This window comes from Leclercia sp. Marseille-Q4284, from assembly GCF_916618945.1.
Taxonomy (GTDB): domain Bacteria; phylum Pseudomonadota; class Gammaproteobacteria; order Enterobacterales; family Enterobacteriaceae; genus Enterobacter; species Enterobacter tamurae.
The window spans coordinates 1397421-1409531 of record NZ_CAKAKG010000001.1 but is presented as its reverse complement, the minus strand read 5'-3'; the positions used below and the strand labels follow the sequence as shown (position 1 = coordinate 1409531).

Annotated in this window: 13 protein-coding genes; 4 read left to right on the top strand and 9 right to left on the bottom strand. The window is 53.3% G+C overall.

The window, feature by feature from the left end:
- Nucleotides 1-18: 18 nt before the first annotated feature.
- Nucleotides 19-414, top strand: coding sequence for an acyl-CoA thioester hydrolase YciA (gene yciA, locus LG383_RS06550; RefSeq protein ID WP_106993174.1), 396 nt, complete (start codon nt 19-21; stop codon nt 412-414).
- A gap of 42 nt (nt 415-456) precedes the next feature.
- Here the strand turns inward: yciA and tonB are convergent, their stop codons facing one another.
- Nucleotides 457-1188 (bottom strand): TonB system transport protein TonB, encoded by a 732-nt coding sequence (tonB, locus tag LG383_RS06545; RefSeq protein WP_166185311.1) that lies wholly within the window; start codon nt 1186-1188, stop codon nt 457-459.
- Nucleotides 1189-1409: 221 nt separating this feature from the next.
- On the opposite strand from tonB, the gene LG383_RS06540 reads away from it, so the two are divergent.
- Entirely contained in the window at nt 1410-1706 is a 297-nt protein-coding gene (locus LG383_RS06540) for a YciI family protein (RefSeq protein WP_032611245.1), read from the top strand.
- Between the two features lie 35 nt (nt 1707-1741).
- On the opposite strand, the gene leuE is transcribed toward LG383_RS06540, so the two are convergent.
- Nucleotides 1742-2377 carry a leucine efflux protein LeuE gene (gene leuE / locus LG383_RS06535; RefSeq protein ID WP_166182702.1) on the bottom strand — a complete coding sequence of 212 codons (636 nt, stop codon included), beginning with the start codon at nt 2375-2377 and terminating at the stop codon, nt 1742-1744.
- Nucleotides 2378-2447: 70 nt separating this feature from the next.
- Entirely contained in the window at nt 2448-2621 is a 174-nt protein-coding gene (locus LG383_RS06530; protein WP_146145509.1) for a YciY family protein, read from the bottom strand.
- A 142-nt stretch (nt 2622-2763) separates the two neighbouring features.
- On the opposite strand from LG383_RS06530, the gene cls reads away from it, so the two are divergent.
- Both cls and LG383_RS06520 read left to right on the top strand, forming a co-directional pair.
- Nucleotides 2764-4224 (top strand): cardiolipin synthase, encoded by a 1461-nt coding sequence (gene cls / locus LG383_RS06525; protein WP_225758607.1) that lies wholly within the window; start codon nt 2764-2766, stop codon nt 4222-4224.
- A gap of 37 nt (nt 4225-4261) precedes the next feature.
- A complete protein-coding gene (locus LG383_RS06520) occupies nt 4262-4591 on the top strand; it encodes an HI1450 family dsDNA-mimic protein (RefSeq protein WP_032611249.1) in 330 nt (109 codons plus the stop codon).
- A 43-nt stretch (nt 4592-4634) separates the two neighbouring features.
- Here the strand turns inward: LG383_RS06520 and oppF are convergent, their stop codons facing one another.
- The 6 genes from oppF to LG383_RS06490 form a co-directional block, all read right to left on the bottom strand.
- Complete coding sequence (gene oppF, locus LG383_RS06515; RefSeq protein ID WP_106993178.1) at nt 4635-5639, bottom strand: murein tripeptide/oligopeptide ABC transporter ATP-binding protein OppF; 1005 nt, start codon at nt 5637-5639, stop codon at nt 4635-4637.
- Entirely contained in the window at nt 5636-6649 is a 1014-nt protein-coding gene (locus LG383_RS06510) for an ABC transporter ATP-binding protein (RefSeq protein WP_225758606.1), read from the bottom strand. Before LG383_RS06510 ends, oppF begins: the two co-directional genes overlap by 4 nt.
- Before the next feature lie 11 nt (nt 6650-6660).
- A complete protein-coding gene (gene oppC, locus LG383_RS06505; RefSeq protein ID WP_106993180.1) occupies nt 6661-7569 on the bottom strand; it encodes an oligopeptide ABC transporter permease OppC in 909 nt (302 codons plus the stop codon).
- Between the two features lie 14 nt (nt 7570-7583).
- Nucleotides 7584-8504 carry an oligopeptide ABC transporter permease OppB gene (oppB, locus tag LG383_RS06500; protein WP_106993181.1) on the bottom strand — a complete coding sequence of 307 codons (921 nt, stop codon included), beginning with the start codon at nt 8502-8504 and terminating at the stop codon, nt 7584-7586.
- 85 nt (nt 8505-8589) lie between these two features.
- Complete coding sequence (oppA, locus tag LG383_RS06495) at nt 8590-10221, bottom strand: oligopeptide ABC transporter substrate-binding protein OppA (protein WP_225758605.1); 1632 nt, start codon at nt 10219-10221, stop codon at nt 8590-8592.
- 774 nt (nt 10222-10995) lie between these two features.
- On the bottom strand, nt 10996-11643 hold the full coding sequence (locus LG383_RS06490) for a YchE family NAAT transporter (protein ID WP_166185316.1): 648 nt from the start codon (nt 11641-11643) through the stop codon (nt 10996-10998).
- Nucleotides 11644-12111: the final 468 nt, after the last annotated feature.

Here is a 12111-nt window from a genome sequence, read left to right as displayed (position 1 = left end):
TAATGAGTAGAGTCCATAATGACAACAACGAACGCCCCGCAGGGCGAACTGGTTTTACGCACACTTGCAATGCCCGCCGATACCAATGCGAACGGCGATATTTTTGGCGGCTGGCTGATGTCGCAGATGGATATGGGTGGGGCGATCCTCGCCAAAGAGATTGCTCAGGGCCGCGTGGTGACGGTCCGGGTCGATGGCATGACGTTTCTGCGCCCTGTCGCGGTCGGTGATGTGGTGTGTTGCTACGCGCGTTGCGTGAAGCGTGGAAATACGTCAGTGTCGATCAACATTGAGGTGTGGGTGAAAAAGGTCTCTTCTGAGCCTATCGGCCAGCGTTATAAAGCGACCGAAGCGCTGTTTATCTATGTCGCGGTGGATAACGACGGGAAACCGCGTCCTCTGCCGCAGGTCTGACAATCAGGCCAAAAAAAAGCCTCCATCCGGAGGCTTTTTTTATTATTCCATCTGTGCCCCGCCGTTGAGGCGGAAAACGATATTCACAATCAGCCCGCGGCCTGGCTTACCAGCTTCGTATCGCCATTTACGCATCGCGGTTTTCACATCCCGCTCAAACATATTCGATGGCTGCGCGGAGAGGATTTCGACATTATCCACTCGCCCGTCTGCGGTCACGTCAAACTTCACACGAACACGCCCTTCGATGCGTAATGCCTGCGCTCGCGCCGGATAAACCGGCTGGTTACGGCTCAGCGCACGCGGACCAGAAGGGGCCGCCGCAACCGGCTTAGCGGTGGCCGGGGACGAGTTCATCACCGGGCGAGTCGGGGCAGCTCTTTCAACCGGTTGCGTAGTGCGAGGCTCGACCGGGCGCTCTTCACGCTTCGGACGCTCTTCCACCTTTTTCACCGGTTTTGGTTTCGGCTTCGGTTTTGGCTTAGGCTTGGGCTCCGGTTTCGGGATCACCACCGGCACTTCTTTAGGCGGTTCAGGAACGATTTCAGGTTCCGGTTCCGGCTCGGGTTCTGCGACAGGTTCCGGTGGTGGCGCTACCTGTACGGGCTCCAGCTCCGCAGGCGTCACCATGGTCACAGAAATCGGCTGCGCGGGCGCTGGCATTTCAATAACCTGATGTACCGATGTGTAAAGCAGACCCGCAACGACGGCGCCATGAATCGCGACGGACAACAGCGTCGGCCAGGGAAAGCGGCGAGGTAATTCAAGGGTCATTGAAGTCATAATCGTTTCAGTTAAAAAGCCAGGCCCTGATTTTAAATGCAAATAGCAATCATATTCAATAAGCCAGTTAAACTTCGCCTGAATAAAGCGTCCGGCAGGCGAAAAAAGGCACGCAGTGCGCAGGGTTTTAACAATGTAGCTATCTTTACATTGCAGTCCCCTGCACTTTCACATAACGTAATTCACACTTTTATTGGTTAAGGAGCTCCGCTGTGCTTTATGTGATTTTTGCTGCAGATGTTGCTGATTCTCTGGAAAAACGCCTCTCCGTGCGCCCTGCCCATCTGGCACGCTTACAGCTGCTGCATGACGAAGGCAGATTACTGACTGCAGGGCCAATGCCTGCCGTCGACAGCAACGATCCGGGTGCGGCCGGCTTTACCGGCTCGACGGTGATTGCCGAGTTTGAATCACTCGAAGCGGCGCAGGCCTGGGCGCAGGACGACCCGTATGTGGCGGCTGGCGTATATGATAACGTCGTGGTGAAACCGTTTAAAAAAGTTTTCTAGGATAAAAAAAGGCTCCTTATCAGGAGCCTTTCTTGTCAGTGCAGCGACGCCAGCCGCGCCGCGAATCCAACGAACAACAAACCGATCAAGCCATTCCCCAGCTTCGCCAGTTTCTTTTTGGTTTTCAGGTAACGGGTGACAAATGCCCCGGAGAAAATCAGGAAGCTCATATAGATAAAGCTGATGACCTCCAGCGTGATCGCGAGGATCATAAACGCCACGCCGGTGTTGTTAGCCTGTACGTCGATAAACTGCACAAAGAACGAGACATAAAACAGGATCGCTTTCGGATTGGTCATACTCAGCACCAGCGAGCGTTTCATGATGGTTTTTGCCGGTTCGATACCGCCCGCTTCGCCCTGCTGTTTATGCCGGATGACCGACCAGAGCATCTTCCCGCCCAACCATAACAGGTAGAACGCCCCGAGATAGCGAACCACATTAAACAGTATTGGGGTGGTCTGAATCAGCGCCGCGACCCCGGCCCAGGCGAGAAACATCAGCACCGCATCACCGATAAACACGCCGCTGGCCGCCAGATAGCCTTTCTTGACGCCATGACCAATGCCGGTTTTTAAGACAAACAGGGTATTGGGACCCGGAACCAGAACAATGAAAATGGCTCCAACAACATAGGTCCAGAAATTAAGCACACCAAAATCCGCAAACACTTCATCCTCCTTTTCGAAATAGCGAATCTTTAAAAAACATCGGGCACCTCAAAGGGTGCCCTTGTGTCATTCAGTAATCCTGAACGGCGAACAGTAACGCATTGCGATGACGGTTCGTACTGCATTTTCTGATGGCGTGGATACGCATATTACGGCGGGATTGTGCTTCCAGCCAACGCGCTTTGCGACGACCTGTCTGTCGCAACATGCGCCAGCGCCCTACTTCTGTTCTACTGCGCTTCATGTTAACAACTCTTCCTAAAACAGAGCGCTCATTATAGACCCTTGCCTGCGGCAAACCAGTGCTTTTATCTGGCGTTTTTATTTGCCAGAAAAATCCTGACGCGTAAACTCTTAACAATACGCTTTCAAAAGGATTTTTTATTATGACAACCTTCTACACCGTGGTGAGTTGGCTGCTCATTCTGGGATACTGGCTAATCATCGCAGGGGTAACATTACGCATCCTGATGAAGCGCAGAGCCGTTCCTTCCGCCATGGCATGGTTGTTGATTATTTTTATCCTGCCGCTGGTCGGCATCATCGCGTACTTATCCTTTGGCGAACTTCACCTCGGTAAACGACGCGCGGAACGCGCCCGCGCCATGTGGCCCTCAACGGCCAAATGGCTTAACGATCTGAAATCCTGCAAACATATCTTTGCCGAAGAGAACAGCGACGTCGCAGCGTCTCTGTTTCAGCTCTGCGAGCGCCGCCAGGGCATTGCGGGCGTCAAAGGCAATCAGCTTCAGCTGATGACCACCTCCGATGACGTGATGCATGCGCTGATCCGCGATATTCAGCTGGCACGCCATAACATCGAGATGGTGTTTTACATCTGGCAACCGGGCGGGATGGCCGATCAGGTCGCGGAATCCCTGATGGCCGCCGCACGCCGGGGTATTCACTGTCGTCTGATGCTCGACTCCGCCGGTAGCGTGACCTTTTTCCGCAGCAACTGGGCATCGATGATGCGCAATGCCGGGGTGGAGGTGGTCGAAGCCTTAAAAGTAAACCTGCTGCGTGTGTTCCTGCGCCGGATGGACCTGCGCCAACACCGCAAAATGGTGCTGATCGACAACTACATTGCCTATACCGGCAGTATGAACATGGTGGACCCGCGCTTCTTTAAACAGGACGCCGGCGTGGGCCAGTGGGTTGATCTGATGGCGCGCATGGAGGGCCCGGTCGCCACCGCGATGGGGGTTGTCTACTCCTGCGACTGGGAGATCGAAACCGGCAAGCGCATTCTGCCCCCGCCGCCTGATGCCAACATCATGCCGTTTGAGCAGGCCAGCGGGCATACCATCCACACCATTGCCTCTGGTCCTGGCTTCCCGGAAGATCTGATTCACCAGGCGCTGCTCACCGCGGCCTATTCCGCCCGCGAATATCTGATCATGACCACCCCCTACTTCGTGCCGAGCGACGATCTGCTGCACGCCATCTGTACCGCCGCCCAGCGCGGGGTGGATGTCAGCATCATCCTGCCGCGCAAGAACGATTCGGTACTGGTAGGCTGGGCCAGCCGGGCCTTCTTCAGCGAACTGCTGGCCGCCGGGGTGAAGATTTACCAGTTTGAAGGTGGCCTGCTTCACACCAAAAGCGTGCTGGTGGATGGCGAACTCAGCCTGGTGGGGACGGTTAACCTGGATATGCGCAGCCTGTGGCTCAATTTTGAGATCACCCTGGTGATTGATGACGCTGGTTTTGGCGCTGATTTGGCCGCGGTGCAGGACGACTATATCTCCCGCTCCCGCTTGCTGGATGCGCGGTTGTGGGTGAAAAGACCGCTATGGCAACGAATTACCGAACGACTGTTTTACTTCTTTAGTCCGTTGCTGTAAAACGTGCCCAACCAACGATGTTAAACAGGTAGTCATCATGGAAATGGATCTGAACAATCGCCTGACCGAAGACGAAACGCTCGAACAGGCCTACGATATCTTCCTCGAACTGGCCGTCGATAATCTCGATCCGGCAGACGTGATTCTCTTTAATCTGCAGTTTGAAGAGCGTGGCGGTGCCGAGCTGTTCGACCCGTCTGAAGACTGGGCCGAGCACGTCGATTATGACCTGAACCCGGACTTCTTCGCTGAAGTGGTGATTGGTCTGGCCGATACCGACGGCGGTGAGATTAACGATATCTTTGCCCGCGTCCTGCTGTGTCGCGAGAAAGACCACAAGCTGTGCCACATCCTCTGGCGCGAATAAAAAAAGGCTGCGAATGCAGCCTTTTTTATTACCTGTTATCCGTTCAGAGCGGGTCAACCTTCAGGCAGGAGACCGCATGGCGGAAACTGCCTTCCAGCACCGGGCGCGTTTTCGCACACTCCGGCCCGGCAATCGGGCAGCGGGTACGGAACACACAGCCGGACGGCGGATTGATCGGCGACGGCAGCTCCCCTTCCAGAAGCTGAATCTGTTTATTCTTCTCCAGATCCGGATCGGGCACCGGCACCGCAGACATCAGGGCTTTGGTGTAAGGGTGCAGCGGGTTGTGGTACACCTCATCATAGGTGCCCAGCTCTACCGCATGGCCGAGATACATCACCAGCACGCGATCGGAGATATGCTTCACTACCGCCAGATCGTGGGCGATAAAGATCAGCGACAGGCCCATCTCACGCTGCAGTTTTTGCAGCAGGTTCACTACCTGCGCCTGAATCGACACGTCCAGCGCGGAGACCGGTTCGTCACAGATAATCAGTTTCGGCTCAAGGATCAGCGCGCGGGCAATCCCGATACGTTGACACTGGCCGCCTGAGAACTCGTGCGGGTAACGGTTGATGAGGTTCGGCAGCAGGCCCACTTTCATCATCATCGCTTTGACGCGATCGCGCACTTCAGTCCGCGGCATCTTAGGATGATAGGTGCGCAGCGGCTCGGCAATGATCTCCCCGATGGTCATACGCGGGTTCAGGGAGGCCAGCGGATCCTGGAAAATCATCTGGATGTCGCTACGCACGGCGCGCCACTCGTCAGGCTTCATCCCCAGCAGATCTTTGCCCAGCCAGGCCACTTTACCGTCGGTGGCTTTCACCAGGCCAATAATCGCACGGGCAAAGGTCGATTTACCGCAGCCCGACTCGCCCACCACGCCCAGGGTCTCCCCTTCGTACAGACGCAGGGTGACGCCGTCCACGGCTTTCAGGGTTTTTGCCGGCTGCCAGAACCACTGCTTGCCATCTTTGATGTCAAAGTGGACTTTCAGATCCGCGATTTCGAGCAGGACATTACGTTTTTCGTCGATGACAGTCATACCAGCTCCTCGTACGGCTTAAAGCAGGCACGCAGACGGCCTGGGGCAAACTCTTCCAGCGGTGGTGCGGTGTTGCAAATCTCCATCGCATGCGGGCAGCGCGGCTGGAACGGACAGCCTTTCGGCAGACGCAACAGGTTCGGTGGGTTGCCCGGGATGGTCAGCAGCGCCTCGCCTTCCGCATCCAGACGCGGGACAGCATTCAGCAGGCCGATAGAGTACGGGTGCGCCGGGTTGTAGAACACGTCGCGCGCTCGCCCGTACTCCATGGTACGACCGGCATACATCACCAGCACCTTGTCACAGATCCCGGCGACCACGCCCAGATCGTGGGTGATCATGATGATGGCGGTATTGAACTCACGCTTCAGCTCGTTCAGCAGGGTCATGATCTGCGCCTGAACGGTCACGTCCAGCGCGGTGGTGGGTTCATCGGCAATCAGCAGTTTTGGTCGGCACAGCAGGGCCATGGCGATCATCACACGCTGGCGCATCCCGCCGGAAAACTCATGCGGGAACATGCGCATGCGCTTACGCGCTTCCGGCATTTTCACCGCATCCAGCATTTTGACCGACTCTTCAAAAGCTTCGGCTTTGCCCAGCCCTTTGTGCAGCATCAGAACTTCCATCAGCTGCTCACCCACACGCATGTACGGGTTAAGGGAGGTCATCGGATCCTGGAAAATCATCGAGATCTGCTCGGCGCGCAGCTTGTTCAGCTCGTTTTCCGGCAGGTTGAGGATCTCTCTGCCGTTAAAGGTCGCAGACCCTCCGATGACGCCGTTTTGCGCCAGCAGCCCCATCAGCGCAAAGGCCGTCTGGGATTTACCGGAACCGGATTCACCCACGATCCCCAGCGTCTCACCGGCCCGCAGGCTGAAGTTGAGATCGTTTACCGCGGTTACATCGCCATCAGGCGTTTTAAAGGTGACGCGCAGATCTTTCACATCCAGCAGGGCATTGCCCAGCTGTTGGGTTTGTGGCGCAGATGCCGTTTCAATAATGGTCATGGCGGCGCTCCTTAACGGTCTTTCGGGTCGAGGGCATCACGCAGGCCATCGCCGATAAAGTTGAAACAAAACAGTGTCACGACCAGGAACCCTGCCGGGAACAGCAGCAGCCACGGTGAAACTTCCATCGAGTTCGCGCCATCACTCAACAGCGCACCCCAGCTGCTCAACGGCTCCTGGGTACCCAGGCCGAGGAAGCTGAGGAAGGATTCGAACAGGATCATGCTCGGCACCAGCAGGGAGGCGTACACCACTACCACACCCAGCACGTTCGGCACGATATGACGGACCACGATATTGCCGGTAGAGACCCCACCGACCTGCGCCGCTTCGATGAACTCTTTGCGCTTCAGGCTCAGGGTCTGGCCGCGCACGATACGCGCCATATCCAGCCAGGAGACCATGCCGATAGCGACAAAGATCAACAGGATGTTCTGGCCGAAGAAGGTCACCAGCAGGATCACGAAGAACATGAACGGGAAGGAGTTGAGGATCTCAAGGATACGCATCATCACCGAATCCACTTTACCGCCGAGATAGCCGGAGAGCGATCCGTACAGGGTGCCCAGAATCACCGCCACGAAGGCTGCGGCGATCCCCACCATCAACGAGATTCGCCCGCCGATGGCGACACGCACCAGCAGGTCACGCCCGGAGGAGTCGGTACCAAAGTAGTGGCCCGATTCGCTATCCGGAGCGCTGGACATCATGCCCCAGTCAGTATCGAAGTAGCTGAACTGCGACAGCATCGGCGCTAAGGTCACAAACAGGGCGATCATCACCAGCACAATCAGGCTGGCAACCGCCGCGCGGTTGTGCATAAAGCGACGGCGGGCATCCTGCCAGAGACTGCGTCCTTCGACTTCCAGTTTTTCACTGAAGTTTTCCAGCGCCTCGCTATTTTTCTTACTTAACATCATGGCGAGCTCCAGTGTCAGTAGCGGATTTTCGGATCGATGACGGCATACAGCACATCAACAATCGCGTTAAAGAAAATGGTCAGCGCACCGACGAGGATGGTCAGACTCAATACCAGGGAGTAGTCGCGGTTCAGGGCGCCGTTAACAAACAGCTGGCCGATACCCGGCAGACCATAAATGGTTTCGATAACCATTGAACCGGTAATGATACCGACGAACGCCGGGCCTAAATAAGAGAGAACCGGCAATAACGCAGGTTTTAATGCGTGACGGAAAATAATCCGACGCATCGGCAGCCCTTTGGCGCGCGCGGTACGAATGAAGTTTGAGTGCAAAATTTCAATCATCGAACCACGGGTGATACGCGCAATGCTGGCAATATAGGCCAGTGACAGCGCCACCATCGGCAGGATCATGTACTGCAGCGCCCCACCATTCCAGCCCCCGCCGGGCAACCACTTCAGGGTAATAGCAAATATCATGACCAGTAAGGGCGCGACGACAAAACTCGGTATGACGACCCCGGTCATTGCCACCCCCATAACGGCGTAATCCCATTTGGTATTTTGATTCAGCGCGGCGATTACACCCGCCGTCACGCCAAGAATCACGGCCAGTAAAAATGCCGCGGCACCTAATTTAGCCGAAACGGGGAAGCTGGACGCCACCAGATCGTTTACGGAATAGTCTTTATATTTGAATGACGGCCCAAAATCGCCGTGCGCCAGCTGCTTCAGATAATTGAAATACTGGGTGGAGATCGGATCGTTTAAATGGTATTTCGCTTCGATATTCGCCATCACTTCTGGCGGCAGCGTACGTTCACCGGTAAATGGACTACCCGGTGCGAGACGCATCATAAAGAAGGAGATCGTTATGAGAATAAATAGCGTTGGAATCGCTTCAAGACAGCGACGTAGGATAAATTTCAACATTGCCCGTACCTTCTGGCGTGTGCCTATATAATATTACGATGAGTAGACACCGTGGGGCGAGCACTGCCCGCCCCACTCATTGCCATTAATGCTTGATGATATACAAGTTTTTAACGTAGATATTATCCATCGGGTCTTTACCGGTATAACCACCTACCCACGGTTTCACCAGACGGGCGTTCACGTAGTAGTAAACCGGCACGATCGCAGAGTCTTTATCGAGCTGCTGTTCTGCTTTCGAATACAGCTCAGCGCGCTGCGCTTCGTCAGTGACTTTCAGGGTATCGCCGATCAGCTTATCGAACTCTGCGCTCTTATAGTGCGCGGTGTTGTTCGAGCTGTCGCTCAGCATGGTGTTCAGGAAGGAAGTTGGTTCGTTATAGTCCGCACACCAGCCTGCACGCGCTACATCAAAGGTGCCCTGATGGCGGCTGTCCAGGAAGGTTTTCCACTCCTGGTTTTCCAGCTTCACGTTCGCACCCAGGTTTTTCTTCCAGATGGAGGAGACGGCGATAGCCAGTTTTTTATGCAGATCGGAGGTGTTGTACAGCAGGCTGAAGGTCAGCGGCTTGTCAGCGGTATATCCGGCTTCGACCAGCAGTTTCTTCGCTTCAGCATTACGCTGTTCCTGGGTCATTTTGAACCATTCTGGCTCGGTCAGCTTCGCGCCATCGGTGTACGGCGGGGTGTAGCTGTAAGCCGGCAGGTCGCCCTGGTTTTTCACTTTATTGACGATGATATCGCGATCCAGTGCCAGCTTCAGCGCGGTACGCACGCGAACGTCGGTGAATGGCGCTTTCTGGTTGTTGATTTCGTAATAATAAGTACACAGATACGGGTCAACGTGAACTTCAGCCGGGATCTCTTTTTTCAGCTTCTGGAACAGTTCGATCGGCATGTTGTTATAGGTCATGTCGATTTCGCCGCTGCGGTAGCGGTTAACGTCTGTCACTTCAGAAGCGATTGGCAGGTAGGTAACCTGGTTGATAACGGTTTTCGCGTTATCCCAGTAGTTGGTATTACGCTCGAGGTCGATACGTTCGTTAACCACCCAGGCTTTCAGCTTGTAGGCGCCGTTGGTAACGATATTGGCAGGCTGGGTCCACTTCTCGCCGAATTTTTCAACCGCTGCTTTTGGAACAGGGGAAACGGACGGGTGCACCAGCAGCTTGTAGAAATACGGGACTGGCTCGCTCAGGGTTACTTCGAAGGTGTGGTCATCAATGGCTTTTACGCCGAGGTCGGTAATCGGTTTTTTGGCGGTGATGATGTCATCGATATTGGCGATATGGCCATACTGCAGATAGCTCGCATACGGAGAGGCGGTATTTGGATCCGCCAGGCGCTGCCAGCTATAAACGAAATCTTGTGCGGTAACCGGGGAACCATCAGACCATTTTGCGTCTTTACGCAGGTGGAAGGTCCAGACTTTAAAGTCTTTGTTTTCCCATTTTTCAGCAACCCCGGCAACCGGGTGGCCGTCTACGTCGGTGACCAGCAGACCTTCGAACAGGTCGCGGTTAACGTTAGACTCCGGTACACCTTCAATTTTGTGCGGATCCAGAGACTGAACCTCAGCACCGTTGTTACGCACCAGCGTTTGCTTCTCCGCCAGCTGAACCCCAGCAGGTACGTCAGCAGCCATTGCAACGTTGCCCGCGATTAGCGCAGTTAAAATCCCCGCCGCGACCAGACTTTTTTTTGTGATGATGGACATTGTGTTGGTACTCCACTCTTTATAATTACTGGTTTTTTACCAGCCTGTTTAATTCCCCTTTTTTGGGGTTCCCTGACAACGTAGGAGTTTATGCTGCTGTCAGGCGTTTTTTACTTCTCGCTATCACCGACTTTACTATTACTAACGGCTCGTCTGGCCGCCTTGCGTCGATTCTTAACAGGCCTCCCCTGTCGAGGCCCGTCTTAATTCTTTTAGATCAGAATCGTTAATGAAAAAGATTCTCATCTAAAAGATTTCTGCGGAAAATATAAGGCCGGAAAGTACCAAATGGCTTTCCCGGGTGCCAATACATTTTGCAAATTTGTTAACCAATTCTCTTTTACGGAACTTACCGTTATGTTGTGAGCTACCCTGCCGCGCATCAAAAGCGGATAAAATCTTCGCTTTTCAATGGGATGTAGAAAGTGTGCTCGACGATGGCGTCGCAGTGCTGGAGACGAGGCGTTGTTTGTACAAAAAATTAACAACTGTCTATTATTTAGCACATTCATCTAATTCATTCATCAAATTACTAATATCATCTCAGTTATCCCGCAGCAAGCCCCAGAGTATCGTGTGAGTAAAATAACAGTCTTATTGCGCGGAATGTGACCAGTGCTGTGTCGGGGTGGGAGACAAGTGGTTGATAGTTAACAAAACAAAATTATTAGTAAAATTTATTATAGTTAAAGCGATTTTCAACTTTCATTATATGATTTGCTGATAATGACAAAAAAAACGGCGCCACTGGCGCCGCTCTTTCATTTGAAATGGTTAACTCAACAAGCCCGGGAATATTGATTTCAGCCCGGTAACAATAAATTCAATCCCCAGAGCCATCAGCAGCAGACCCATAATACGGGTGATAACGTTAATGCCGGTCTGGCCAAGGAGTCGTACCAACCAGGGCGCAATGCGGAACACACCCCAACAGCAGAATGCAAACAGCGCAATGGCGATCGAGAAGCCAATCAGATGCATCAGGCTGTGGTAGCGCGTTCCCCAGACGATGGTGGAACTGATCGCCCCCGGACCCGCCATTAATGGCAGCGCCAGCGGCACCACGCCGATACTTTCCCGGATAGCGGTCTCTGACTTTTCTTGCTTGTTTTGTTTATCCTCGCCCAGCTTGCCGCTAATCATCGACATCGCGATGGTTACCACCAGGATCCCGCCGGCAATCCGGAATGAATCAATAGAGATGCCAAAAATCTGCAATATAGAGTCGCCAAGATAGAGAGAGGTCAGCAGGATAATAGCGACCGACAGGTTCGCCGTCAGGTTGGTCTTATTCCTGGCAAGCGCGGTCTGATAGCTGGTCATACTAATGAAGACGGGAATAATGCCCACCGGGTTGACCAGCGCGAACAGACCGATAAAAAACTTGAAATAAGTTGGAAAATCAAAGAGCGATAGGCTCACTGTTAGCTCCGCTGATAAGCAAGACTGAAAATAAAGAATGGCAACGCCAATAACCGCGCAGAAGATACGCTTTTTACGCATGTACTTCATCACAATATTGTGAATTATAGTGGTTTGACGCTGTAAAATATTTGTGTACTAAATGCATACCTGTGGTTCAATTGCTTTTGCAATTATTTAACATCGTTGGCAATGCCCCAAAATACCCCTGCTGAAAGGTATCAGCTTATGGATAAATTGATACAGATCATGTTTTCCGTACTCAGAAGTGAGTAATCTTGATTACGCCACCACGGAGATTCAGTATCTGAACGTAGGCTACTGATGGGAGGCTCTTTTAGTAAATCAGGGGAACGATAAAAACGTTAACACCTTGTTTTTATGTAAGTTAAGCAAGTGGCAATGACGCTGACTATACTTTCGTGTCGAGCAACTGATTTACTAAAAGAGTTTAACATTATCAGGAGA